This is a genomic window from Haloarcula salinisoli, from assembly GCF_019599405.1.
Taxonomy (GTDB): Archaea; Halobacteriota; Halobacteria; order Halobacteriales; family Haloarculaceae; genus Haloarcula; species Haloarcula salinisoli.
Map to the genome: position 1 here is coordinate 591,302 of NZ_RKLQ01000001.1, position 24,674 is coordinate 615,975.

Annotated in this window: 29 protein-coding genes; 11 read left to right on the forward strand and 18 right to left on the reverse strand. The window is 65.4% G+C overall.

Features of this window, described 5'->3' with window-relative positions:
* Positions 1 to 58 precede the first annotated feature (58 nt).
* Positions 59 to 1,120 carry a DUF4352 domain-containing protein gene (locus EGD98_RS03040; protein ID WP_220586878.1) on the forward strand — a complete coding sequence of 354 codons (1,062 nt, stop codon included), beginning with the start codon at positions 59 to 61 and terminating at the stop codon, positions 1,118 to 1,120.
* A gap of 24 nt (positions 1,121 to 1,144) precedes the next feature.
* Here EGD98_RS03040 and EGD98_RS03045 read toward each other — a convergent pair whose 3' ends face one another.
* Entirely contained in the window at positions 1,145 to 2,365 is a 1,221-nt protein-coding gene (locus EGD98_RS03045) for a hypothetical protein (protein WP_220586879.1), read from the reverse strand.
* Positions 2,366 to 2,480: 115 nt separating this feature from the next.
* Between EGD98_RS03045 and EGD98_RS03050 the strand changes: the two genes are divergently transcribed.
* From EGD98_RS03050 to EGD98_RS03060, 3 genes are all read left to right on the forward strand, one after another.
* Positions 2,481 to 3,716 (forward strand): digeranylgeranylglycerophospholipid reductase, encoded by a 1,236-nt coding sequence (locus EGD98_RS03050; protein ID WP_220586880.1) that lies wholly within the window; start codon positions 2,481 to 2,483, stop codon positions 3,714 to 3,716.
* A gap of 371 nt (positions 3,717 to 4,087) precedes the next feature.
* On the forward strand, positions 4,088 to 4,807 hold the full coding sequence (locus EGD98_RS03055; protein WP_220586881.1) for an NAD(+)/NADH kinase: 720 nt from the start codon (positions 4,088 to 4,090) through the stop codon (positions 4,805 to 4,807).
* 110 nt (positions 4,808 to 4,917) lie between these two features.
* Positions 4,918 to 5,379, forward strand: coding sequence for a DUF7313 family protein (locus EGD98_RS03060; protein ID WP_220586882.1), 462 nt, complete (start codon positions 4,918 to 4,920; stop codon positions 5,377 to 5,379).
* Here the strand turns inward: EGD98_RS03060 and EGD98_RS03065 are convergent, their stop codons facing one another.
* From EGD98_RS03065 to EGD98_RS03115, 11 genes are all read right to left on the reverse strand, one after another.
* Positions 5,380 to 5,721: an ATP-binding protein gene (locus EGD98_RS03065; RefSeq protein WP_220586883.1), complete on the reverse strand. Its 342-nt coding sequence runs from the start codon at positions 5,719 to 5,721 to the stop codon at positions 5,380 to 5,382. It abuts the gene before it with no gap.
* Positions 5,715 to 7,646: a histidine kinase N-terminal 7TM domain-containing protein gene (locus EGD98_RS03070; RefSeq protein ID WP_220586884.1), complete on the reverse strand. Its 1,932-nt coding sequence runs from the start codon at positions 7,644 to 7,646 to the stop codon at positions 5,715 to 5,717. Before EGD98_RS03070 ends, EGD98_RS03065 begins: the two co-directional genes overlap by 7 nt.
* An 87-nt stretch (positions 7,647 to 7,733) precedes the next feature.
* Complete coding sequence (locus EGD98_RS03075) at positions 7,734 to 8,006, reverse strand: DUF7314 family protein (RefSeq protein ID WP_220586885.1); 273 nt, start codon at positions 8,004 to 8,006, stop codon at positions 7,734 to 7,736.
* Positions 7,999 to 8,337, reverse strand: a complete 339-nt coding sequence (locus EGD98_RS03080; RefSeq protein WP_220586886.1) for a DUF7315 family membrane protein — start codon at positions 8,335 to 8,337, stop codon at positions 7,999 to 8,001. The genes EGD98_RS03075 and EGD98_RS03080 overlap by 8 nt, the downstream gene beginning before the upstream one ends.
* Positions 8,338 to 8,699: 362 nt before the next feature.
* Positions 8,700 to 9,467, reverse strand: a complete 768-nt coding sequence (locus tag EGD98_RS03085; RefSeq protein WP_220586887.1) for a cytochrome b family protein — start codon at positions 9,465 to 9,467, stop codon at positions 8,700 to 8,702.
* Between the two features lie 4 nt (positions 9,468 to 9,471).
* The gene (locus EGD98_RS03090) at positions 9,472 to 10,275 is read right to left on the reverse strand and encodes a cytochrome b (protein ID WP_220586888.1); all 804 of its coding nucleotides are present in this window, start codon (positions 10,273 to 10,275) and stop codon (positions 9,472 to 9,474) included.
* 6 nt (positions 10,276 to 10,281) lie between these two features.
* Positions 10,282 to 11,136: a Rieske 2Fe-2S domain-containing protein gene (locus EGD98_RS03095; protein ID WP_220586889.1), complete on the reverse strand. Its 855-nt coding sequence runs from the start codon at positions 11,134 to 11,136 to the stop codon at positions 10,282 to 10,284.
* Positions 11,136 to 11,555 (reverse strand): DUF7318 family protein, encoded by a 420-nt coding sequence (locus tag EGD98_RS03100; RefSeq protein WP_220586890.1) that lies wholly within the window; start codon positions 11,553 to 11,555, stop codon positions 11,136 to 11,138. The genes EGD98_RS03095 and EGD98_RS03100 overlap by 1 nt, the downstream gene beginning before the upstream one ends.
* Positions 11,555 to 12,226, reverse strand: coding sequence for a halocyanin domain-containing protein (locus EGD98_RS03105; protein ID WP_220586891.1), 672 nt, complete (start codon positions 12,224 to 12,226; stop codon positions 11,555 to 11,557). Before EGD98_RS03105 ends, EGD98_RS03100 begins: the two co-directional genes overlap by 1 nt.
* Positions 12,227 to 12,371: 145 nt before the next feature.
* A complete protein-coding gene (locus EGD98_RS03110; RefSeq protein ID WP_236039217.1) occupies positions 12,372 to 13,184 on the reverse strand; it encodes a DUF7319 domain-containing protein in 813 nt (270 codons plus the stop codon).
* Positions 13,185 to 13,261: 77 nt separating this feature from the next.
* Positions 13,262 to 13,426, reverse strand: coding sequence for a hypothetical protein (locus tag EGD98_RS03115; protein ID WP_220586892.1), 165 nt, complete (start codon positions 13,424 to 13,426; stop codon positions 13,262 to 13,264).
* Positions 13,427 to 13,672: 246 nt separating this feature from the next.
* Between EGD98_RS03115 and EGD98_RS03120 the strand changes: the two genes are divergently transcribed.
* Positions 13,673 to 14,155 (forward strand): DUF7321 family protein, encoded by a 483-nt coding sequence (locus EGD98_RS03120; protein WP_220586893.1) that lies wholly within the window; start codon positions 13,673 to 13,675, stop codon positions 14,153 to 14,155.
* A 59-nt stretch (positions 14,156 to 14,214) separates the two neighbouring features.
* A complete protein-coding gene (locus EGD98_RS03125) occupies positions 14,215 to 14,736 on the forward strand; it encodes a universal stress protein (RefSeq protein ID WP_220586894.1) in 522 nt (173 codons plus the stop codon).
* Between the two features lie 5 nt (positions 14,737 to 14,741).
* Here the strand turns inward: EGD98_RS03125 and nth are convergent, their stop codons facing one another.
* From nth to EGD98_RS03140, 3 genes are all read right to left on the reverse strand, one after another.
* Positions 14,742 to 15,425, reverse strand: coding sequence for an endonuclease III (gene nth / locus EGD98_RS03130; protein ID WP_220586895.1), 684 nt, complete (start codon positions 15,423 to 15,425; stop codon positions 14,742 to 14,744).
* A gap of 45 nt (positions 15,426 to 15,470) precedes the next feature.
* Positions 15,471 to 17,150: a sensor histidine kinase gene (locus EGD98_RS03135; protein WP_220586896.1), complete on the reverse strand. Its 1,680-nt coding sequence runs from the start codon at positions 17,148 to 17,150 to the stop codon at positions 15,471 to 15,473.
* 286 nt (positions 17,151 to 17,436) lie between these two features.
* Positions 17,437 to 18,477 carry a tyrosine--tRNA ligase gene (locus EGD98_RS03140; protein WP_220586897.1) on the reverse strand — a complete coding sequence of 347 codons (1,041 nt, stop codon included), beginning with the start codon at positions 18,475 to 18,477 and terminating at the stop codon, positions 17,437 to 17,439.
* An 81-nt stretch (positions 18,478 to 18,558) separates the two neighbouring features.
* Between EGD98_RS03140 and EGD98_RS03145 the strand changes: the two genes are divergently transcribed.
* Positions 18,559 to 18,996 carry a DUF7960 family protein gene (locus EGD98_RS03145; protein WP_220586898.1) on the forward strand — a complete coding sequence of 146 codons (438 nt, stop codon included), beginning with the start codon at positions 18,559 to 18,561 and terminating at the stop codon, positions 18,994 to 18,996.
* A gap of 61 nt (positions 18,997 to 19,057) precedes the next feature.
* On the opposite strand, the gene EGD98_RS03150 is transcribed toward EGD98_RS03145, so the two are convergent.
* Together EGD98_RS03150 and EGD98_RS03155 are read right to left on the reverse strand one after the other, a co-directional pair.
* Positions 19,058 to 19,384 (reverse strand): DUF5615 family PIN-like protein, encoded by a 327-nt coding sequence (locus EGD98_RS03150; protein ID WP_220586899.1) that lies wholly within the window; start codon positions 19,382 to 19,384, stop codon positions 19,058 to 19,060.
* On the reverse strand, positions 19,381 to 19,611 hold the full coding sequence (locus EGD98_RS03155; protein ID WP_220586900.1) for a DUF433 domain-containing protein: 231 nt from the start codon (positions 19,609 to 19,611) through the stop codon (positions 19,381 to 19,383). The genes EGD98_RS03150 and EGD98_RS03155 overlap by 4 nt, the downstream gene beginning before the upstream one ends.
* A gap of 159 nt (positions 19,612 to 19,770) precedes the next feature.
* On the opposite strand from EGD98_RS03155, the gene asd reads away from it, so the two are divergent.
* A complete protein-coding gene (asd, locus tag EGD98_RS03160) occupies positions 19,771 to 20,808 on the forward strand; it encodes an aspartate-semialdehyde dehydrogenase (protein WP_220586901.1) in 1,038 nt (345 codons plus the stop codon).
* Between the two features lie 40 nt (positions 20,809 to 20,848).
* Entirely contained in the window at positions 20,849 to 21,235 is a 387-nt protein-coding gene (locus tag EGD98_RS03165; protein ID WP_220586902.1) for a hypothetical protein, read from the forward strand.
* Between the two features lie 125 nt (positions 21,236 to 21,360).
* Here the strand turns inward: EGD98_RS03165 and EGD98_RS03170 are convergent, their stop codons facing one another.
* A complete protein-coding gene (locus EGD98_RS03170; protein WP_220586903.1) occupies positions 21,361 to 22,326 on the reverse strand; it encodes a D-2-hydroxyacid dehydrogenase in 966 nt (321 codons plus the stop codon).
* A 159-nt stretch (positions 22,327 to 22,485) separates the two neighbouring features.
* On the opposite strand from EGD98_RS03170, the gene EGD98_RS03175 reads away from it, so the two are divergent.
* Both EGD98_RS03175 and EGD98_RS03180 read left to right on the forward strand, forming a co-directional pair.
* On the forward strand, positions 22,486 to 23,082 hold the full coding sequence (locus tag EGD98_RS03175) for a response regulator transcription factor (protein ID WP_220586904.1): 597 nt from the start codon (positions 22,486 to 22,488) through the stop codon (positions 23,080 to 23,082).
* Positions 23,083 to 23,130: 48 nt separating this feature from the next.
* Positions 23,131 to 24,486, forward strand: a complete 1,356-nt coding sequence (locus EGD98_RS03180; RefSeq protein WP_220586905.1) for an NAD(P)/FAD-dependent oxidoreductase — start codon at positions 23,131 to 23,133, stop codon at positions 24,484 to 24,486.
* Positions 24,487 to 24,674: the final 188 nt, after the last annotated feature.

The window sequence follows — 24,674 nt, forward strand, 5'->3', positions numbered from 1 at the left end:
TTCGCAGCGGTGTCCCGGGCCGATACCTCTATATCCGGTGTTCCACGAAACCTGCCTTATGGATAATGGTGGCGCTGACGATGGCACCGTCGCCCCGACACCGAGCCGCCGAGGGTATCTGCACACACTGGCCGGGCTCACCGGCGCCGGTGCACTCGCCGGTTGTTCGTCGGACGACGTCGACCCGCCCGAGCAGGTCGACGACGAGTCCGACGAGGATGCCAGTCCGACGGCGACCGACACGGCCTCGGGAGGGGGAACGCCCGAGCAGTCGACGGGCGGGACTGCCGGCGCCGCCCTGGGCGACGTCATCGAAGGGGACCGGCTGGCGCTTGTGGCCTACAGCGCCGAGCGGACGACGACCGTCGGCGAGTACAGCGAGGCCGACGACGGCAACGAGTTCGTCGTCGTCGACATGGCCGCGAAGAACAAAGCCGACAGCGAGTACATCAACTTCTCCTCGTTTCTCCAGCTGACCGTCAGGGACAGTGAGTCCTACGAGTACGACCAGTCGTTTATTCTCTCGGATGCGGAACTCGACAGCGGTGAACTGGCGCCCGGCGAAGTGACTCGGGGTATCGTCGCCTTCGAGGTGCCCCGGGAAGCGTCGGGGTTGACACTCACTGTCGACCTCGACGACTCGCTGTTCAGCTACGACAGCGCGACGGTCGACCTCGATAGACAGGGCTCCGGGCGCACCCTCACGCAGGACCTCGCGGTCCCCGTCTACGACCTCGGCGACACCGTCGCCTACGAGGACACCGAACTCACGGTAAACTCCGTTTGGACGTCGATGGGGTCCGACTACTTCACGCCCGACGCCGGCAACGAGTTCGTCGTTATCGATATCACGGTCGCGAACACGGGCTCGGAGGAGCTGACCGTCTCGACGCTCCTCCAGCTGTCACTCAAGTCCGAAGCGGGCCGCTCGTACGACACGTCGTTCGTCGGCTCGAGCGTACTCGACCGTGAGTTCTCACAGGGCACGCCGATTCAGCCGGACAGCAAGCGCCGGGGCGAAATCGCGTTCGAGGCCCCGCGGGGACTGTCGCCGCTGTATCTGGTGATGGACTTCGACTATCTCGCCGAGGGCGACCGGACGTTCTTCGAACTGCGCTGACCCGCGAGTGAGGTCTCGCCGCCGTCAGCGGTGGCCGGGCAACACACTCGGGTCGCCGGAGCGATAGATGTACTCTACCGCCACTCCGGTCAACGGCGAGTCGGCGGCCGTGGCGTACTCCTTTGCCAGGTCCAGATACTGTTCGGTGATATCGACGACGTGGTAGTAGGCGGCCCGGTCGTCCGGGCGGAGCAGGTACTCCGCGGTGACGGGGGTCAGTTGTCCTTCGGCGCGGTCGTCGGCGTAGTCGTCGACGTCGTCTAACCACACTTGCGCGCCGATGATGGCCAGCACGATGGCCTTCGCGAAGTCGTCGTCGATGTCCAGCCCGGCGAGCCGGTAGAGGTCGAGCATTCCGTCGTAGATTACCCCAACGCGGGCGTACTGGGTCTTGCTGTAGGGCAAGGCCTGCTCGTCGGCCGACAGGGTGGCCGGCGGCTCCTCGTAGTCGGCGAACTTGTACTCCGCGCGGATGGCCTCCATCGCCTCCTCGTCGCCGGCCTCGGCCCGCTCCATCAGCTCGCGGAAGTGGTCGTCCCGGTCCTGGTGGGCTTCCGAGTAGTCGACGGCCCACTGGTAGGCTTCGGCCACCGAATCGGGGAGGTCGGCGAGCAGGCCGTCGAGATGGGACTGCAGCGTCTCCTGTGCGACTTCGGCGACCCGGCGGCGGTCCGATTCGCTCGGGCTCCACGGCTCGCTTCGCTCACCGTTTCGCTTCGAGGGCTCCCTGTGGTCGCCCTCGCCAAACTCCACCTCGAAATCCTCGAACTCGGCGTCGTTGATGGCGTCGCGCATGTCGCCGTCGACCAGCGCCTCGATGGAGAGACGGGTCATCTGTTCGGCGCGGACGACCTGTTCGCGCGGCGTGAGCGTGGGCGACTCGCCGTCGAGGGCGGCGTCCTCGACCGGTGGGACACCGGTCGCGATATCGTCGCCGACGGGGTCGGTGTCCGCTTCCTGCCGGGCCGCGCGGTAGACGTAGCCCAGTGTCAGCCGCGCGGGCAGGATGAGCTTCGTGTCGTAGCTGAAGTCGACGGGGTGGCCGAACTCCTCGGCGAGGGCGTCCTCGATACGGTCGTAGACGTCGTCGAGCATCCGCTCGGTCCGCTCGTCGATCTCGGATTTCAGCGAGAGGCTGCTGTAGTCGAACACGCCCGTGTCGGCGTAGTAGCCAAGCACCGACCGGAGCGCCGTCGGCAGCCCGCGTCTCTCGGCGAGAACGGCTGCCCCTGTTTTGAGAACCATCTGTCGTGACCCGGTATGGACACTGCTGTGACTGGCGGCTTCTTTACCCTTTCGAGAGACGGACCCGGCAGCCAATAAAGCAAGACTGATTAGATAGACGGCGTTCGGTTGAACCATGCGCGACCGCTTTGACGTGGTGATTGCCGGGGCTGGTCCCGCCGGCGGCCAGTGTGCTCGCGACCTGGCCGAGCGGAACTACGACGTGCTGGTGCTCGAGACCGAGCCCGAAGAGCAGTTCCCACGTCCGAGCAACAAATCGACGGCCGGAACCTTCCCGTCGGCGATGACAGCCTTCGCCATCCCCGACGAAGTCGTGATGCAGTACACCGACAAGGTGGTCCTGGAGTCCCCGAACGACCACTACACCCGGACCCAGACCGGTGCAGTCCTCGAATTCGCCGACTTCAAGCGCTTCCTCGTCGAGGACAGCCGTGAGAAGGGCGCGACCTACCGTTTCGACTCGCGGGTGTCGGCCCCCATCATGGAGAACGGCGAGATTGTGGGTGTGCGATACGACGGGGACAGGGAGGTCTACGCCGACATCGTCATCGACGCCACCGGCCCGGCCGCGCCGCTGGCGAAGAAACTCGACGTCTGTAACCTGGAACGGGAGCACCAGGCCATCGGCATCGAGTACGAGTTCGAGAACGTCGCCGTGAACCACGACGACTACGCCGACCTCCGGGACGCGATGATGCTTCGCCTGGACCACGACCTCGCTCCCGGCGGCTACTCCTGGATCTTCCACACCGGCGAGGATACGGCGAAAGTCGGCCTCTGTTACATCCAGAACGGCTCCCACCACAAGTACGCCAAAGAGGGCATGGGTATCGACGACTACCTCGAATACTGGCTGGACTCGGACCCGCGATTCGACGACGCCGAGAAGATCAGCGGCACCCAGGCCCACCGCGGGTCGGCCCACATCCAGAAACCCAAATCGATGAGCACGGACCGATTCATGGCCATCGGCGACACCGTCCCCACCATCGACCCGCTGTGGGGCGAAGGCATCCACAAGGGGATGAAGTCGGCCCGCGCTGCCGCCGCTACCGTCGACGCGGCGCTGACCCCCGACGAACCCCAGACCGACGCCGACACACTCTCGGTCTACGACCAGCTCTGGCACCGTGACGTCGCCCCCAAACACGACGCCCGACTGATGATGACCGAGCTGCTGTATCTCGCCCCCAACGACCGCTACGACGAGCTGATGGACGACCTCCGGCGGACCGACAGCAACACGCTCGAACAGATTAATCGAGGCGACCGGCGCGCTATCCTGGAACTCACGCACTTCTCGGACCTCTCCTTGCTCGCCCAGTACGCCAAACGACGGCTGAATCGCTAGGAACGGTTGTTTTCGCGCCCTCAAGTGGCAGTACTGATAGCCTGAACGGCCGGCTAGCAGTGTCTTCTAACAGCGTTCCAAACAGCCAGAAAGCCCCGACTGGCTCCGGTCGGGGGGCTCGTTGCGCGCTTCCTTCGCTCACTTCGTTCGCTCAGTTCAGTGCTTACGTCGCCCGCCTTCCCGGAGCCCGTCACCGGGAGACCGGAGGTCTCCCGAGCTCGCGGGCGGCCATGCCGCTCGCGAACGCCCCTTTCTGCCTCTTTGCGGTCACATACTCGGGGCCCGTGCGGTTCGCGACTCCTATTACTCCCACCGCCGTTGCTAGCGCGAGTGCGGCAACTTTTTCTCCGGGCGGCGGGGACTCTCGCCCAATGAGCGACAGCCCCGTGGGCGTGGTGGGAGACCCGGCGGTGGCCGACCGGCTCCGCGAGGCCGGTGTTCCGGTGACGACTGGGACCGTCGACAGCGTCCCGACGACGGAGCGGGTCGTCACCGTTGGCGAGCCGGCGGTTCGGGCCGTCGCGGCCGCTGCCACCGACCCGCTGGTGGTCCCGGTCGCTGCCGGTCGGGGCGTCCGCTCCGTCTCCCGCGACGACGTCGCCACCGCCGTCGCGGGGCTGGACGAGGCCGTCACGGAACACCATCCGCTCTTTGAGGTGTCCGTGGCCGGTGAGGACGTGGGGACGGTCGTCTTCGACGTGACGGCGGTCACCGCCGAAGCGGCGCGCATCTCCGAGTACGCCGTCGAGACGACATCGGACAGCGTCGGGCGGTTCCGCGCCGACGGGGTGACCCTGGCGACGCCGGCGGGGTCGCCGGGCTATGCGCGACGCATCGGCGGGCCGGTGATTGCGCCCGCCGAGTCGGTCGGCGTGGTCGCCCCCATCGCCCCCTTCCAGGTGAACCCCGACCACTGGGTGGTCTCCCTCGACGGGCTCTCGGTCTCCGTCGAGCGCGACGAAGCGACCGTCGCGCTGTACGCCGACGGTGACGAGGTGACGACGGTGGCCTGCGGGGAGACCGCGCGCCTCCAGCAGTCGGGGGCCCTGCGGGTCGCCGTCCTCGAGGCGAGCTGTTCTCGCTTTCACTGACACGAGCTGGCGTCGTGACGGGCCGACCGCAGGCTCGGCGCCGTCCGGACTAACCGTCTGACCTGCGGAAATTGGAAAGACACTAATGGGCGTCGTACAGAGAAGCACGTATGCAGCCAGACGTCATCCTCTTTGGGCCGCTGGACACCATCTTCGGGAGCGAGGCTCCCGGTGGCGTGCTCGTCATCGAGTACGTCCTGCTGGTGCTCGTCCTGGCGAACTTCGGGACGCGCCTGTTGGCCCACCGACGACACGAAGCCCAGTACGAGGACGGCGGTGCGGAGGCTATCACCCGCCATCCGGCACACATCGCAACGAACGTCCTGCTGGTCGTCACCGCCTTCTTCTACATGACCATCGCCCACCACGGCGGGATGGTCATGTCGGTGCTCGTCCTCGGTGCGGTCGTCACCGACTTCTTCGAGTTCGAGTCCCGCAAGGTCGAAGCGCGACGGGACATCCCGCTCGAACGGCCAAAGGGCGCCATCGTCGCCGTCCTGCTCGTCGCGATGTACGCGGGCTACCAGGCGCTGTTCTGGCTCATCAAGGACCCCTGGTCCGCCGTCGTCTGACTACCCACCGTGGTCTGACGCCTCGGCGCTTCTCGTGGTATCGCTCTCCGCGCTCGTCGCCTGCTCGAACGTGAGCACCGCGACGGTCCCTCGCGGCTCGTTGGCCTCGAAACGAACGTGGCCGCCGTACTCCTCCATCATCACCTTCACGAAGTAGAGTCCGAAGCCGATAGTGCCGCTCTCGTCGGCGGTGACGCCCGGCGAGAACACCTCGCCTCGGAACTTCTCCGGGATGCCCGGACCGTCGTCGGCCACACGGACGACGACTGTATCGGGCTCTGCTCGCGCTGTGACCCGAACCCACGGCTGGTCGGTGTCGTTGTGTTCGAGCGCGTTCAGCACGACGTTGTCGATGACTGCCCAACGAGCTCGTCGCCGGTCACGCGGAGTCCGTCGGGAATATCGGTATCGACGGTGGCCTGGTCGTGGCTCTCGGCGAACTTGTCGACCCGTTCTTCGAGGACGGCCGAGAGGTCTACCGCCTGTCGCGCTCGCTCGCTGTGGCCCGGGCTCGTGATAGCGTCGGTGAGCGAACTGACCGTCTCGATGAGGCTCGTCATATCGCTGACCCACGCCGAGACCGTCTCCAGGTGCGAGCGGCCCGCGTCGGTCACGTGCTCGGAGAGAAACTCCAGGTTGGCGTCGATGACCATCACCGCGTTCCGCAGGTCGTGGCGAAGGGCGCTGTTGAAAAACTGGAGCTGCTCGGTGCGCTGTTCGACTGCCTGCCGGCTTGCCTCGAGTTCCTGCTCGCGTTTGTGTCGGTCCAGTGCCGTCTCGGTGGAGTCCGCGAGCGTGCGGGCGAACCGGCGGTCCTCGTCGCTGAAGGTACCCTCGTCGGCCCGGCGACCGATACCGAAGACGCCGTGTTCGCCGAGCGGGAACAGCGCGGCCGTCACCGCCGGGTCGTCGCCGCCGGGCTCGACCCAGACCGGGACCTCGTATCTCGGCTCGCCGCGCTCGAACACCTGCCACAGCTCGTTCTCGGCTGTGAACCACGCCGCAGGATGCCCATCGGTGTTCGATTCCAGTCCGCTCTCCTCGACCAGCGTCGACAGTTCGTCGGTCAGCGTCACCAGCCGGAGCCGGTCTGCCTCCCCGTCGTAGCGGACGACGCCCGAGTACGGGCAGTCCAGCGCGCGCTGGGCCGTCTCTGTCGCGATCTCGGCGACGGTCTCCGGGTCGGTCGCGTCGAGGAACCGCTCGGTCGCGGACCTGAGCGCCTCCAGGGTCCGCTCGCGGGTCTGTTGCAGCGTCACGTCACGGAGGACCACGAGCCGCCCGCGGTAGACGTCGTGGTGGTCGTACAGCGGCGTGCTCTGGGGCTGATAGCTCCGCTGTGGCGTATCTGCCCCCGCCGGAACCAGGCCGACCGTTCCGTCCCGCTCCAGCGCACCGGGTAGCCCCGGCAGGACGGTATCGACGTGACGCCCCATCGCCGACTCGTCACAGCCGATGAGACTCGCAAGCGCCGGGTTGTAGTCGACGACCCGGTCGTCGGCGTCCAGTACCACGACGGCGTCGGCCATCTGGTCGACGATAGTGCCGGCCGTCAGCGGGACCACGTCGAGGAAGTCGTACCGGAACAGCGCCCACGCGATGACGAGGCTCTGGCCCGCGAAGGCCGCCGGCACCAGACTGAGGTCGCTGTAGGGAAAGAAGCCCGCGTAGAAGGCGACACCGGTCGCCAGCCCCAGCAGGCGTGCCCCGATTATCGCGCCGACCTGCCTGCTGTAGGGCGCTCGCGACCGATACACGAACTGAGCGAGCAGCCCGAAGGCGACGATATCGAGCAGGAAGACCAGGACGAGCAAGAGCGCGCCGATGTCGGTGAAGCTCCACGGCACCACGCTCAGTCCCTCCACCGTCTTCGCGGGGCCGTCGGTGACGAGGATGGACTGTGCCGGGGGATACAACACCGTGAAGACCACTGCGCCGGGCAGGGACCACAGCGCGAGCATCGCCGGATGGCGTATCCATTCCGAGCGGCCGGTGTACGCGAGAACGAAGGCGAACCAGACGAAGATGAGCGAGAAGACGAAAATGTTGTTGACGTGCCAGATGTAGTCGGCACCGGGGACCCCCAGTCTGGCGAGGACGGCCGTCCCACACCAGCCGGCGACGGTGACGTTCAGCAGTGCGAACTCGGCGGCTGCGGGCTGGTCACGGCGCCGGTAGGCGACGACGGCCAGTCCCGATGCCACGACCGCACCGACAGTCGTCGCGACGAGATAGAACAGCGCAAACGCCGAGAGTTGACCCCACACAGTACTGATGAGGCTCAGTAGCTAGTTATAATCTTTGGCAGAACGTCCGTATAGACGGTTTACACGTCGGGAACCGCTGGTTTCCGCTCAGGCCGACCGCTCGTCGAGATACTCGCGCAGTTCGCTGAACAGCGGGATGGCGACCCAGAAGGTCAGACAGCCGAAGATGGCGAACCAGAAGAACGCGTCCATAAGCAGCAGTGCCGCCGTGTCGAATACAGTCAGGGACTCCTGTGGCGGTAGCTCGCCGATGAGCTGTGCCCCTTCGAAGCTCGGCGTTCGGTACCAGCCCGCGATGGTCATCCAGCCCAGCCCGCCGACCATCAGCGCGGCGAACCCTTTGATGAACTCGTCAGCCATTATCAGATGGTTCGTCACCGTCGTCTTTAGACTTTCCCATCTCCGCGGTGCGAAAGCGCGTGGAAAAGGCGTACACCACGGTGCCGGCGAGAATCAATCCGATGCCCAGAATCGCTATCGGGATGTCGATTTCGGAGGCCGGGGCCGACGCCCGCTCGGTCGCCACGTCGACGAGGATGAACCCACCGACCACGCTCAGTATCGCAAACAGCGTGGAGAACACCGTGACGGTCTTGTAGAGGCGAAGTGGCACGACGACCTCTCGCTGTTTGCCCTCGCCCGAACTGGTAATCTGGGGCGGGTCCTCGGTCTCCTGGTCGGCCTCGCTCATTGACGGTGGTTAGTGTCTCAGCTACTTTACTGCGGCGAGATGGGCTAGCAACAACGGCTGAATTAGGGTCAGTGACAACCCATTGGAACAGTCAGAAAGCCCCGGCCCGCTACACTCCCGCGGCTCGTTGCGCGCTTCCTTCGCTCACTCCGTTCGCTCTGTCCAGTGCTTACTTCGCCGGGGTTCGTGTAGCAAGCGAGGTCGGCTCCGCCGACCTCGTTAAACGTGGCGGCTACGCCGCCACGCAGCCGCCCCTTTCTGGCTGTTATCAGCTGTGGTGACGCCTACTGCTAGCTTTCTGGCTGTACAGCGTCGATACTATCGAGTCAGGACGAGCCACGAAAACAGCAAAAACGGGTTCGCTATTTAGGCGGTCGGAGGCGGTAGTAGCGCCGGTTCAGCGTGAACATGTAGCCTTCACGCATGGTCTTCAGCACCGCGTAGGTGATGGTCGCGCTGACGATGGGCACCAGGAACGTCAGGTCAAAGAGGAGGTTCGAGTCCATCGGGATGAGGTTCTTGATCGAGAGCGCGGCGATGGTCAGGCTGAAGATGACGCCGGACATCCCGACGGCGGCCCAGAACGGCTGCTCGACGGGGCGTCGTGCCGACCCCTTGTTGAGGAAGGGGACGATGGCGACGAAACCCACGACCACGACGTTTGCGAGCACACCGTAAGTCCGGTCGGCCATTATCTTCGACCCGCCAAGGATGGCCAGGTCGGGGTTCAGCGGACCGAGTTTCAGCAGCCCGAACGACCAGTAGAGATACCAGTCGGGTAGGATGATAGCCGGCGTCACACCCGAGTTCGCGGGGTTTGGCATCTCCGGTGGGAGTGCTGCGGCCACGAACAGTATCATTCCGACGAAGAAGCTCGTCAGAGCCAGGTTACGCATCATTTCGTGGGGCCAGGCCGGGAACGCCAGCACGTCCCGTTCGACGTAGTCTGATTGCTGGCGCAGGTCCTGGTCCTCGCGGCGGCCGCGTTCGAAGTACTCGTAGGTGAGCCGGGAGAGGCCCTGTGTGCGTTGCTTGCGCTCGGACCACGAGGGGGTCTCGTCGTCCGGGGCGACGATACCCGAGCCCGAGCCGTCCGTGCGAACGTCGTCGTCTGATTCGTTGTCGCTCATTGTTTTAGTGTGGTTCCGCGATGCCCTGCATCCAGACGATGCCGATGTGCAAGGCGATGACGGCTGTCGTGATGAACGGCAGGAAGAACACGTGCAGGATGTACATCCGTTGCAACGTGGCCTGTGACAGGGTGAACCCGCCGAACATCAGCTGTGCGACCCACTCGCCGATGAGCGGGATGGAGAGTGACATCTCGACGCCGATCTGGCCCGCCCAGTAGGAGAGTTGGCTCCACGGGAGCAGGTAGCCGGTGTACCCGAACACGAGCGTCAGGCTGATGAGGATGATGCCGATGAGCCAGTTGAGCTCGCGCGGTTCCTTGTACGCGCCCGTGAAGTAGACACGGAGCATGTGGAGGAACACGGCGGCGACCATAATCTGGGCGGCCCAGCGGTGGACCGACCGCAGGAAATAGCCCAGGTTGAGCTGGCCCATGATGAGCAGCACAGAGTCGTAGGCCACGGTCGGCGAGCCGTCGGCCGCCGCTGCGGCGGGGGCATAGTAAAAGCCCAGCAGGGCGCCCGAAATGGCGGCGACGATGTACGCGATGGTCGAGAACGACCCGAGCGCGTACAGCGGGTACCAGTACCAGAACTTGTTGTCGAGGTTGTACTGCTCCGTGTGGCTCTTTGGCATCTGCATGTTGACCTTGTAGTAGAGATCCTCGAGGATCTCCAGGTAGTCAACGACGCGCAGGCGCTTGTCGAGCCAGATGAGTGTCGTGAGGTAGATGGTCTCGAGCGGCGATAGCTCGCGCGATTTCATCCACCCTTTGTGGTCGTGGTCGTCTTTGCGTTCGAGGCTCATGATTGGTTATCCCTCTGTCTGTGGCGGCCGCGGCAGTGCCACGAACTGTTTCTGGACGGGACTGAACGGGTCGTAGACGGACTGGTGGCACTGGCAGTAGATGGCGTTTTCCGCGCCGAAGTTCGCGCTGCCCTCCTGTGTCTTGAAACCGGGGACACAGCAGAAGTGTGTACACTTGTTGAGCCAGGCGATGAAGCCCTGGTCCGTCGCTTCCGCGATGAAGTCCTGGACGGGGCCCGGGAGGTCCGTGTTCCCGTTGGCCATCTCCTCGACCTTCTTCGACCGGATAATCTGGGCTGTGACGCCGCCCTTGTCGGTCTGGCGCCAGGTGGCGCTGGCGGGCTTGCCGAGGCCGGAAGAGCCGATACCGTTGCCCCACGACTCGTAGTCGTCGAACATGTCGACGGTCAGGGGCTCGCCCTTCCCGACGTCGCTCTGCCAGTCGAAAGCGCCCTGGCTGTTGAGGAACGCGTTCTCGGCCTCGGCCTGCGGGTAGATGCCGCTCGAGGTCTGGACACCGCAGTACTGGAACCACGCCGAGGAGTAGTCGATGCCGCTCCCGCCGAAGTCCCTGGCGATGGCGACGCCCGCTTCCTCGTCGTACTCGGGCCAGACGCCCTTGATAGTCCCACCGTCGATGGTGATGGGGATGATGGGCATCCCACGGGGCGCGGGGCCGTCCGTGTTCTGGACGGCGACGAACGTCGTCGTCCCGCCACCTTCACCGGAGGAACTCGTAAGCGAGTCCGCTGCTGCAGCGCCGCCCACACCGACTGCGGAGAGCGCTGCGCTACCTACGACACCCGATACGAATCGTCGTCTGCCCGTCTCGGCCGGATATTTGTCTTCGTCTAGCGGCATTATTTCTTGTAGTAGGGGTAGATGGCGCGTTTGACAGTCTCAACGAGTTCGCCCTGGTCGGCCATCGACGTGCCGTCGACGTCGTCCTGGCGGATGTAGAGGTCCTCCCACTTGCGACGGCGCTTCTTGACGATCATCACGTCGGGGAGGAACTCCTTGCGGTACAGCAGCATGATGAAGGCCAGGTCGATGAAGATGGCCGTCAGCACGCCGCCCAGGAACATATTGGCCTCGATGAGGCTGACCGTCAGTATCGTGCCGATACCGGACGCCCAGCCGGCGAGCATCCCGTAGGTAAAGAGGCCGACCAGTCCGATCTGGATGATGGTCAGGAGAACGATGCCGACCGCTGCCGCCGTACTCTCACGTGGCGGCTCGTAGCGGTGGATATCGCCGTAAGTGGAGCCTTCGGATGCCATCAGTTGTTCCCTCCGCTGGTGTGGGGCGACTCACCGTACTTCAGCTGGAAGAAGGTGAAGATGAGCGGGATTATCACCGCGAGACCCGCCCCGAAGCCGACGTAGTGTGGCTGGATGGGAACGCCGGCGTAGTGGGGGTCGACCTCCACCGGGCCACCGCTCTCCAGCGTCTGTGTCGGGTAGTCCTCGCCGACGACGATGGAGCCTTTCATCTGTAGGGTCTCGTGTGGCACACAGTAGTAGTTGAAGATGCCGTCCTCTTCGAACGTGTACTCGTAGTTGACGCCGGAGCTGGAGGCCGCGCTACCCGAATCGAGCGGCCCGTCGCCGTCCGAGACGACGTTGTGGCTCCCGTTACCGGTCCACTCGAACTGCACGGTCGCGCCGTTGTCGACGTGGACCGCCGGCGGACCGAACCCGTTGGGGCCGCCGTTAGCCTGTACGCCGACTTCGACCGTCACTGTGTCCGACCCCGTCTCGTCGACGGTGCTTCCGGGACCCGAGAAGTTTCCGACGTCGTCGAGGTAGCCGCCGAAGTCCGGGGCCGTGTTGCCGTCGCCGCCACCGGACTCGGTGCCCTCTTCCTGGGCCGCGGCCGGGCCGGCGGCACTGAGGGCCGCCACGCCGGCCGTGGCACCCCCCGCTGTCCGGACGAATTCCCGCCTGTTCATGTTCATCCCGATTTCAGGACTGTGTTTGTATAAACCCACCGGATACCACCCGCAGGAACCGTTACGCACCGACTTCGGTGGCGTCATCGCCGTCCCCGTCGCCTCCACTCGCGGCGTCGCCGCTCGCGTCTTCTGAGGCCTCCTCTTAGTCGGCCTCACTCTCGCGGTCGTCCTCGGGCGTGAGCTCGGGGACGAAGTCCGGTCGCTCGCCGTCCTCCAGCCCGACGGCACGCAGCCGGTCGCGGTACTCCTCGGCCCGGAACTTATCCGAGAGGCGCGCGTTCGCGACGGTGAAAAACAGCACCAGCGAGACGCCGATGAAGGCCAGCCCGCCGACGACGAGGAACTCGATATTCGCCCCCGGCCCGCCCAGCCCGAACACGTCCAGCAGGGCAAACAGCGCGCCGCCGAGCATCGCCAGGCCAGCGAGCAGCTGCACCCCGGCGATGGCCTGTAGCATCTGGTTGCCGAGTTCGCCCCCGCCCTCCGGCACGGCGTCGGGTTCGGGCAGCGGGTTGTCGGGCACCTCGTCGGGCACCTCGTAGCTGTCCATCGAACAGAGCGCGACCGTCGGCTTCACGTCTCTCAGTACGGTGCCCTCCCCCTCGACCGAGCCGTCCGGGTAGACGACGGCGTACCCCTCGTCGGAGTAGGCCAGCACGTGCTGAGGTTCCCGGTGGCGCTCGATGCGCGCGAACACGTCGCGGGTGGCCACCCGGCTTCTGAGGTCCCGTTCGACCCGGTCCAGCAGGTCCGCGCCGGTTATCCACGTCTCCTCGTCGAAGGCGACGTCCCACTCCTCGGCGGTCATCTCGGCCATGTCCGCCGGGCCGAAGTCCTCGAAGTCGTACTTCTCCTCGACCTGTTTTCGGAGCGCCTCGACGTCCTCGGAATCGGGTTCCGTGGGACGCTCGGCGTCCTCTCCCGCTCGCACCTGCTCGTCCGAGGAATCGCTCATCGGTCACGGCTACGTCGGGAACACCTGTTAGCGTGACGATTGCAGTTTCCCTCGGCGTGCAGTCCGAGCCGACGTAATCACCCGAAGTAGAGGACCCCTCCACCGGAGGGCAGGTACTCGGATTGACAGGCCTGGCAGGTCACCATCCCGAAGCGGTCGAAACACTGCTGTTCGACCTCACAGATATCACAGGTCGCGAGCTCGCCGTAGTAGTATTCGCTTCGTTTCGCCGGGGGGTTCATCCCACCTCTCCCGCCAGCCCGACGGTTTACCGATCCAATCATTTCTTGGGCAAGCGTACCGGTTCTACTGTGATAAGTCTATATCTGCACGGTTTTTCGGCCATAATAGTAATTATATGCTTAATATTGTTTGTAAAACTGGACGCGGATGGGTGGTGTCTATTTCTACAGACCGCGAGTGTACCGAGGCTACATCGGCACAGTCGCATCCGGCACGTTTTAGCGGGTCCTGTCCTAACGCCGGCCATGGTGTCGGACGCGCTGATAGCCGCCGTCGTGTTCGTGATGGTAAGCCTGAGCTTCCCCTGCTTTCTGTACGGCGCGTACTACATCATCGAGACCGAACCGGTCACGTGGGGCGTGCTCGTCCACCACCTGAAGTTCGTCGGTACGGGGCTGACCCTGACGACAGTCCCGATGCTGTTCTGGATGGTGCCACGACTCCCGGACCAGCTCGGCGGGCTCTCGGCCGTCCACGCCTATCTGGGTCTGCAGGCGTACGCTCTGTTGCTGTTCGGCGGCACCGGTATCGTCCGCATCTTCCGGGCGAAACGACAGCACGACCTCTACAACGACTACGACGAGGACGTGCTCATGGACGAAATCGGGGGCGACCGGATGTCCCACTGGCGGTCCCGTCTGCGCATCGGCGTCTTCGGCTACGTCATCTTCTGGATGCTCGCCTACGTCGTCGGCACGGCCCGCTTCGTTCTCCGGTACGTCGCCTGAGTGGTATGTCAAACAGCCATACATATTGATAGTGTCACAGATTCAACATTCTGGCTGTGATGTACCAGAACATTCTCTTTCCGACAGACGGCAGCGACGGGTCCGAGGCCGCGCTCGACCACGCCGTCGAACACGCTGGCACGTACGACGCGACCTTGCACGTCCTCTTCGTGGCCAAAGACGACTTCGGTCCGTCCGGGATGGTCGAAAAGGAACACGAGGGCGTCGAGCGCTCGGAGATGGTCGGCGGCGAGGAGATCGTGCGGGAGCGAGCGGACGCCAGCAAGACCGGGATGACCAACAAACCGCCAGCGAAGGGCGGCAGCGTGCGCGAACACGGCCTGGCACTCGTCGAGGACGTAGCCGACAGCGTGTCGGGCGTCCCGGTCGAGACGGCGGTCCTGAGCGGGGACCCGTACAAACGCATCCGCGAGTACGCCGAGGACCACGACGTCGACCTCGTTGTGATGGGGACCCACGGGCGGACCGGCGTGGACCGCTACCTGCTTGGCAGCGTCACCGAGAAAGTCGTTCGGACGGCCGACCAGCCCGTGTTGACGGTCCGGATGCGCGAGGCGTAGCGCCGTTACCAGGGTTCGCCCGACGCCAGGTCGACGTCGCTATCGCCCTTCTCGGAGGGACAGATGTCGGCCAGCACGCACTCCCCGCACTCCGCCGAGCGTGCGCCACAGACGGCCCGTCCGTGGTCGATGAGCAGGTGGGTGAACTGCTGCCACTCGCTCTCCGGGACGATATCGAGCAGGTCCTGCTCGATGGCTTCGGGGCGCTCTTCCTCGGTCAGGCCCAGCCGCCGAGAGATTCGCTGGACGTGCGTGTCGACGACGATACCCTCGACGATGTCGTGGCCGTGCTGGAGCACGACGTTGGCGGTCTTGCGCCCGACGCCCGGCAGGTCGGTCAGCGCCGACATCGTGTCGGGCACCTCGCCGTCGTGCTCGTCTACGATTTGCTCGCCGATGCCTTTCAGGTAGCCGCCCTTGTTGTTGTGGAAGGTGATGCCGTAGATGTCCTCGGCCAGCTGTTCCTCGCTCGCTTCGGCGTAGTCCTCCGGCGTCTGGTATTTCTCGAAGAGCTCCTGCGTTACGTCGTTGACCCGCTCGTCGGTACACTGGGCCGAGAGGACGACGGCGATCAGGAGTTCCAGTCGGTTGGCGTAGTTCAGCGAAATCGTCGAGTCGGGATACGCCTCGTGTAATCGGTCGACGACTTCCTCGGCCTGTGCTTCGGGACTGGCCAGCGATGTTCCCATACCCACAGCACGGGGACGCCCCGACTTTGTGCTGTCGTTCCCGCTTCAATCCGTCGGTAACACGAGCGTGAACACGTTCCCACCGTCGTACTGGTACTCGATATCGCCGTTCAGCGCTGTGAGACACCAGTTCACCACCCAGAGCCCGATCCCCTGGCCGTGCTGGAGGGGAGTCTCGTCCCCCTCGTTGAGCACCGTGATTTCGTCCTCGGAGATTCGGTCGTTGGTATCGCGGACCTCCAGGTGGGTTTCGCCGCCGTCCGGCGTCGACGACCGAACCGTCATCCGGACCGCACGGTCGCCGTCGGCGGCGTGTTTCAGCGCGTTCTCCATCAGGTTCACCAGCGCCAGTTCCAGGACCTGTGGCTGGACGTGGACCGTCGGGTCGGCCACGCCCAGCTCGGTCGTTATCGTCGCGTCGGGATACCGGACCAGGAACTCCTCGCGGACGCCCGCAATCAGGCCCTCGAGGCCGACTGGCTCGGCGTGGACGACCTGTTCCTGGATTCGGTCGAACTCCCGCACTTTCTCGCCGATAGAGAGCAGGCGGTCGCCGGCGCGGACGATGGTCGCGGCCTGTGACTGCAGCTCCGGGTCGGCGACGCTGTCCGCAAGCGACTCGGCGAACCCCTGGATGACGGTCATCTCGTTGCGGAGGTTGTGCCGCAGCACGCGGTTGAGCACCGCGAGTTGCTGTTTGCGCCGCCGTTCCTCCGAGAGGTCGTAGAGGACGACCATCCCGCCGACGGGGTCGCCGCTCGGGTCCGAAAGCGGGGTGTACGACACCGCGAACGTCCCGCCGGCGGACCCGGCGATGTCCACCTCGCCGGTCTCCCGGAGCGTCCCCAACTCGACGCCGGTCAACCGTTGCAGGGGGGCCGGCAGGGCGTCCGTCTCCCCGAACACCGCCTCGGCACTCCGGTTCAGTTTCACGACCTGGTCCTGGTTGTCGAGGACCAGCACCGGTTCCGTGAGGTTGTCGAGCCCGGTCTGTTCGGCGACCCGCTGTGTCGCCGGGTTCGTCTCGAACATATGGGTCCCGACGAACGCGTACAGGTCGAGCGCGACGTGGACGACCATCAGCGGCGCCGTGAGATGTAACTGCGGGGCCGGTCCCAGTTCGAAGAGCCACACCAACACGCCGGCGGTGGGCGGTGCCGTGCTCAGGATGACGGCTGTCGCCTCGCGCCGGTAGAGCGGTCCGTAGCTGAGAATCGCCCCGACGAGCAGGAGCGACCCGACGGCAGCGGTGCCGACACAGAACAGCACGGCGAACACGCCCCACGGCTGGATGGCGTACTCGACCGTCGCCAGCCCGAACACCGGCGCGAGCCGGAATCCTGTCCAGACCAGCCCGTGGGCCGCGTTGGTCGCCGCCAGCCCGACCGTCGCCAGCGGCACGGCCATAACAATCCCGAAAAGGGGGCTCCGGAGCAGGTCGGCACGGCCCGTGTAATCGAGGCCGAAGGCCAGGAAAAAGGGCCCCATGAAACAGAGGGCGACGAACGAAACTGTCTCGAAGGCCACGCGAAGCCCGGGCTCGAAGACCAGCAGCGAGAGCCCGTAGGCCAGACAGAACACCGCGACGGACGCGATGTTCCCCATGAACCACGCTGCGCCCGGCTTCTCGCGATGTCGGTAGAGATACCACAGCAGATACAGCGCGCCGACGCCGGCGGCGACGGAGGCGACGATCAGTCCGACGCCGAGTTCGGCCAGGCTCATCCGGCCTCACAGCGGTCAGCAATCGGGACGGCCCCGCCAGCCGCCCCCGGTACCTGGGCGGGTGTCTCGGCCCCGGTCCGTCCCCACGGCCGACCCGGCGACACGTCTGCTCGTAACATTTCTCGCACTCACCATATGCTCCGGTAGTAGTAAAACTCTGCTCCCCACTGCTGTGCTGTTTCAGTACCACCTGCTCGAGCTGCCCACAGCACGAATTGCCACGGGCGACGGCCCGGATAGCCAGGGGCAGTCGGGCCCACGTGACAGCCCGCCCGGAACGGCGCCGTTACTCCTCGCCGTAGCTCTCAGGATAGGCCTCGGCCAGCAGCTCGGGTTCGTCGTTCAGCCGGGTGCGCACGGGGTCGATGACCGTCGAGATGGCGTCGGCGACCGCGGGCTTGAGGTCCGCGGGATGGAGCTCACCGCTCAGGAAGTCCGCCTCGACCTCGTCGTAGCTCTCGTAAGTCAGGTCGCCGCCGTACTCCTCGGGGCGGGTGACGACGAAGGGCTCGTCGTCGACGGCCAGAATCGGGAAGACGAGGTGGTCCAGATATTCGAGGACGCCGTTGTCCTCGACTTCGCCCGCGGGACAGTACGCCTGGCCAATCTTCTCCTCGACGTCCTCGGGGCTGTCGGTCAGGTTCACCTTCGAAGCCGCGTCGGAGGCGCTCATCTTCCCGCCCGACAGGCCCGAGAGCAGGGGCGCGAACACGCAGACCGGCGACTCGCCGCCGTGGTCGGGGAGCACCTCACGGGAGAGCATGTAGATGCCGCGCTGGTCGACGCCGCCGTAGGCGATATCGGCGTCGAGCGCCTTCACGTCCAGGGTCTGCATCAGCGGGTAGATGAGCCCGCCGAGGTTGGGACTCTCGGACTCTCTGACCACTTCACTCGCCGCGCGCTGGCTGCGTGCGATGGTCGTCTCGGCGGCCATCCGGTACATCTCCAGGGTGTACTCCTCGTCTAACTGGAAGTCGGTGCCGCGGACGAACTCGACGTCGTCGGGGTCGGCACCAGCGGCCTCGATCATCCCTTCGATGGCCGTCTCGTAGTACGCAGAGCGGGCGTCGAGCAGGTCGAACGGGCTCTTGTTGTCGTCTAAGTGAGCGTGAAGGTCGGCGATGAGGACGGTGACCTCGATGCCGGCCCGCAGGAAGTCGGCGAGCTTGCGCATCGTGGTGAAGTGCCCGATGTGCATCTCGCCCGTGGGCGCGTAGCCGATGTACGCCGTCGGGTCGCCGGCCTCGAACAGTTCCGTCAGTTCCTCCTCCGTGACGACCTCCTGTGTGTGTCTGCTCACGAGGTCGACTCGCTCGGCCGTGTTCATACCTCGACTCCCGGGGCCGGCGATTAAAACCTTGTCAGTCCCGAGCGACGTACCCAAGTCCGTCGAGTCCTACCCTCGATTATGTACACCGGCAAGACGGAGAAGGCGTGTTGCCTCTGTGGGAACCCCGACACCAGCAGCCGGCTGGACCTGCCGCCCCGGGCCGTGCCGCTGCTGAAACACGCCGAGGCAATCGCCTGGCGGGACATCGTCGGCGAGGTGTCTATCTACTTCTGTCAGTCGGACTGGGACACGGTCCGTGACCTCGTGCTGGAAACGGGGATGAGCCCGCTCTCCCGGTGTAACGTCGCCCGTGCCTCCTTCGACCTGCGGGAGGACTTCGAGGCGTTGCTCAACGACATCCGCGACGAGCCCGACCACTCCGACCTGGAGGCTGAGATGCGCGAAGAGGCCGAGCGCGTGCTCGCCAATCGCGACGACCCCTACGTCGACGAGCGCGATATCGTCGAAGCGCGCGTGGTGCAGTGGGTGTTCGAGGACACCGAAGCGGCGGTCTGAGACGGTTCATGCAACGTTCGAGTAAAGCCCACGGCTTTCGTGGTGGGTAGCTCGACGACGGTTACAGATACGTGATGGCGTAATCATCGTCGGCACGGGTGTCGAGATGCGTATCGGCCGTTTTGACAACGTCGCCAATCTGTCGTCCACGCTGGTCGATATAGATGAGGCCCGTATGCTCCAGCCCCTGGCTGGCGACAAGTGACAGGAAATCGTCGTCGAAGGTCAGGAAAACCCACTCGTTTTCGGTCGCGTACTGGAGTTGCTGGCGGTCAGGGTCGCCGAGTGTATCCTGTCCTCTGGCCGTCTTGACAGGCCAGCCTCGGCGACGGAGCCCATCGGCGACTGGTATCCAGATACTCTCGTCACAGTACAGCGGTCTCGTCATGCTGACGCTGTCTCTGACGTATCGGTTCGGAAATCGTCGATATGGTCGAAGTAGTACGCGAGCGCCCGGTGGACGTCAGCGAGCGAGAGGTCGGGATAGAGCTGTGTAATCTCGTCAGGTTCGTAGCCACTTTGTTCGTGCGCGACGGCGATATCCTCGACGCGAATACCGGTGCCCTCGATTGTCGGTGCACCGTCACTGTGTTCGTCTCCTTCGACGATACGCATGACCGATACTACCGTTCGATGAGACTTCAAATAATGGGGTGAACGGCTTTCCGGCGAGTTTGGGGCGTATGAGAGGACAAGAGACCGAGATATACGAGGACCGTGCCAACGCGGGACAATACCCAAACCGTTTTGAATACCGGAATCAGACGGCAAGCTATGTCTGTACGCGTTGGCGTCCTCGGCGCCACAGGGGCAGTCGGACAGCGACTCATCCAGCTACTCGACCCGCACCCGGAGTTCGAGATCGCCGCACTCACCGCGAGCGAATCGAGCGCCGGGAAGACGTATCGGGAGGCCGCGAAGTGGCGCGTCGACGCGCCCATCCCGACCGACGTGGCCGAAATCGAAGTCGGCGCGACCAAGCCAGAGGCCGTCCCCGACGACGTGGACCTCATCTTCTCCTCGCTTCCCTCCAGCGTCGGCCAGCAGGTCGAACCCGAGTTCTGCGAGGCCGGCTACGTCGTCTCTTCGAACTCCTCGAACGGCCGCATGGACGAGGACGTGCCACTCACGATTCCGGAGGTCAACGCCGACCACGTCGACCTCATCGAGGTCCAGCGTGACGAGCGGGGCTGGGACGGCGCCCTGCTGAAGAACCCCAACTGCTCGACCATCACGATGGTCCCGGCGCTGGAGGCGCTGGACCGCGCGTTCGACCTGACCGACGTGCGCGTCTCGACGCTCCAGGCCGTCTCGGGCGCGGGCTATTCGGGCGTCTCCTCGATGGAGATCATCGACAACGCCATCCCGCACATCGGCGGCGAGGAGCAGAAGATGGAGACCGAATCGCGCAAGCTGCTCGGGAGCTTCGACGGCGCCGAGGTCCAGCTCCACGACATGGACGTTGCCGCCTCCTGTAACCGCATCCCGACGCTGGACGGCCACCTGGAGAACGTCTGGGCCGACACGGCCGAGGACGTGAGCGCCGAAGACGCCGCCGAGGCGATGGAAGCGGTCACCGGCGTCGACCTCCACTCCTCGCCGGACCAGCTCATCAAGGTGTTCGAGGAGCCCGACCGGCCCCAGCCCCGCCTCGACCGGAACACCGAGGGCGGCATGGGCGTCGCCGTCGGCGGGTTCCGCGAGACCACCGACGGCGTGCAGTTCAACTGCCTGGCCCACAACACGATGCGGGGCGCCGCCGGTGCATCCATTCTGAACGGCGAGTTGCTGAACAAGCGCGGCTACCTGTAGACACCGCAGCCCTTTTTTCGGCCTCGCGAGGAGTGCTAGTATGGTCTCCCGCGATACGTCAGTCCAGGTTGCGGCTGTCGTCGTCGCGACGACGCTCGCCGTCCTCTCGGCACAGTTCGGTAGCCCTACCGCCGGCACGCCGCTCCTGCTCGGCGCGGCCTCGTACATCGTCGTCTTCGCCGGCTCGCACATCTACCTCGCGCTGCGCGGTGACAGCGAGAGCGTCCCGGTGGCGGCCCGCTGGCGGTTCGCCGCGCTGGTCGTGACCGCGGTCGGGGCGATGGTCGTCGGGGTCACGTACCGCAATGTTAGCGTCGCCGGAACTGGCCTCGGAACCGTCCTCGGTCTCGGCGTCGCGGCGCTGTTCGCGGGCTACTGGCTGTACGAAGCGTGGGACGGCTACCAGGCGAGCCGGCGCGGGGCGTAGCTATAGTAGCCATCGAAATTCAATGCACACCCGACCGCACGACACCGTTCACGAGAGCAAAGCGCTCGTGAGCCCAGCAGAAATCTTCTATTTCTGAGGACGGTGCGGTCGGTGTGTAAATCGTTTCAATCGTTACTATCCAGGTCGACCTGGTTCTCCAGCCCGTCCCAGGACCCCGTCTCCTCGGCCCGCCGGACGTTCTCGGCGACGATGTCCGCGAGTCGCTCGTAGTACTCGGGCGTGTGACCGGCGTTGTGTGGCGTGAGCAGGACGTTCTCGAAGTCCCACAGCGGGTGGTCACCGGGCAGTGGCTCCGGGTCGGTCACGTCCAGCACCGCGCCGCCGACGTAGTTGTGCTGGCAGGCGTCGACCAGCGCGTCGGTGTCGACGACGGGTCCGCGGGCGACGTTGACCAGCACGCAGTCCGGATGCATCGACCGCAGCACCGACTCGTCGACGAGCCCCCGCGTCTCGTCGGTCAGCGGGCAGGCGAGTGCGACGTAGCTGGCACCGGCGACGGCCTCGTGTATCTCCTCGTAGCCGTAGACCTCGTCCGTGGCAGCGTCCTTCCCTGGGGAGTGGCGCACGGTCACGGTCTCAACGTCGAAACCGTCGAGGCGAGCAACGATGGCCTCGCCGATGGCACCCATACCGACGACACAGACGCGACTCCCGGCGAAATCACTGGCCTGGAAAGCCTGCCAGACACCCTCGCGCTGCTGGCGACGGGCCTGCAAGAACCCCCGGGCCAGCGAGAGCCACGCGCCGACGACGTACTCGGCGACGTTCGGGCCGTGGACGCCGGAGGCGGTCGTCAGCGCGACGCCGCGGTCGGCCAGCGCGCCGAGGGGCAGGTGGTCGTAGCCGGCGTAGGTGCTGGCAAAGAGGCGAAGCGACTCGGCCTGACCGAGTAGCGCCTCGTCGATGGAAGTGCCCGTGACGACCGTCGCGTCGGTCACCAGGTCGCGCTCGGCGGCCGGTGTGTGCCCGACCGCGACTTCGCGGTCGGGGAGGCGCTCGCGCAGGGCCGACGCGTACTGGTCGACGGCCATTCCGTGGACGCTGTGACGGCGGACGACGATGTCAGGCATCGGTTGAGCGGTCGCCCGGCGGCGCAAAAACGGTGACGAACAGCGCTGCCCGCAGTACCGGCATTGAGTATCAAGCCTGCCGAAAACAGGCGTTTGAACGGTCCTGAACGGTTCAAACAGTAGGGGATGTATATAGTAGCGAGGCGACACTGTCGAGCCATGACAGGGACCGCTGGGACCGTGCTGGTCATTGACGACGACAGCGACCTCCGGTCGCTATACCGTTGCTGGCTGGCGGAGTCCTTCGAGGTGCGGACGGCGGCCGACGGGGTGGCTGGGCTCGGGCGGCTCGACGAGGATATCGACGTGGTCCTCATCGACAGGCAGATGCCCAGGAAAGACGGCGTGTCGGTCGCGGAGGACCTCGACCGCCGCGAACTCGACCCCGCGGTCGTGATGATAAGCAGCGTCGAACCGGATGTCGATCTTCTGGATATCTCGGTCGATGACTACCTCCAGAAGCCCGTGGAGCGCACTGCTGTTCTCGACAGCGTCAAGCGAGCGCTCGCCGTCGCCGAGCAGCCCCGCCCGCGACGCCACCTCGTCTCGCTGGATAGGCGACGGCAAATCGTCGAAGCCACAGCCTCACCGGAGACTCTGAACGGGGAGACGGCGTACCAGCAGACCGTCGACACGCTCGACAGCCACAGCGACACCCTGGATGCGGCCTGGCGCGCGGTTCCCGTCCCGGTCCAGCGTAACGGTCGCAACCACTCGGAGCCAACGCCCGAGTCCTCGATTCGGAACTCACCGTAACGCGACCGAGACAATAGGTTTTAGCCGCCGGGGGGCACCGTAGCGGGTATGGAAGACGTAGACGTGGCCATCGTCGGCGGTGGTCCGGCGGGGTCGTCGGCCGCCGAGGCGGCCGCCGCCCGCGGCGCTGACACGGTCGTTCTAGAGAAGGGGGTTCCCCGTGCCGACCGTGCCGGTCCGGGGCCGGACTCGACTGACGCCGCCGGGTTGCTCGACTACTGGCTCGACATCATGGACTACGCGCCCGACGAGATTCCCGAGGACATCGTCCTCAGCGAACTCGACGGCGCGAAGTTCTACGGTCCCAGCTCGGAGCTGGCGATGACCGAGACCGGTATCGACGCCAGCTACGACGGCTTCGGCTTCACGTTCCACCGTGCGAAGTTCGACGACTGGCTCCGCGGCCGGGCCGAAGCGGCCGGCGCCGACTACCGCGTCGGCGTCTCCGTGACGGGCGTCGACACCACGCTCTCGGCGTCGCCCCGCCACACCGTCGAACTGGCCGACGGCGAGGATATCCAGACCGACTACGTCGTGCTCGCGGACGGCCCACAGCGGACTATCACCGGCCCGACGCTGGACCAGTTCCTGCTCGACCGGACCATGGGCGAGATTATGCCTTCGAACGAGGCCAACCACATCGCCTACCAGGAACACCGCCGGATGCCCGAGGAGCTGTTCGACCCCGACTTCATCGAGTTCTGGTGGGGGATGATGCCCGGCCACACGGCGTACCCGTGGATATTCCCGAACGACGACCACGTGGCCCGCATCGGGCTGACGATGCCTATCGGGCTCGATATCGACGACTTCGAGACAAGCGAGTGGGCGCTGTTGCGGCCCGACGACGAGGGCATCCCCCGCGGGACCCAGTACATCGAGCGCCTGCTCGAACGCCAGTTCCCCGGCTACGACCTCGACGATTTCCCCGTCGTCGAAGACCGCGGCAAGGCGAAGGGGACCGAGACCTATCCCATCTCCTCGACCCGCCCCATCGAGTCGCCCGCCGGAGCCGGTATCGCCGTCGTCGGCGGTGCGATGGGTGCCACCTCGGCGTTCCACGAGGGCGGCGACCACGTCGCCGTCCGCACCGGGAAGATTGCGGGCCGACTCGCCGCCGAGGAGTCGCTGGAGAACTACAATCGCGAGTGGCACGCCGCCATCGGCGACGAGATTCTGCGGAACGTCACGTTCGCGGACCTGGTCCGGGACTGGGGTCCTCGCGACTGGGACCGCGCGTTCGAGACGGCAAACAGCCTGATGGACAGACGGGGTATCAAGGCCGACGCCGCGCTCCGCGGTGGGGTCCACGGAATCCAGCTCGTCGCACAGTACAAGTGGGGGAAGTTCGGCTATAGAGACGGCCGCTACGTCCAGCTCCGGGAAGCCGAGTACGCCATCTGAACGCCAGCCTTAGGTACGACACTCGCGTACTACCGCTGCGTGCCTTTAATCCCCGGCCGAGGCCCCCCTTGGGGGACGATGAGAGACCGGAGAACCCGGGCGCGGTACATCCGGTGGCTCTGCCACCACGACTGGCAGGCGTGACCTGCCCGACTGGCGGTCGTCACCCGCTCGATTGGCAGTCGGAA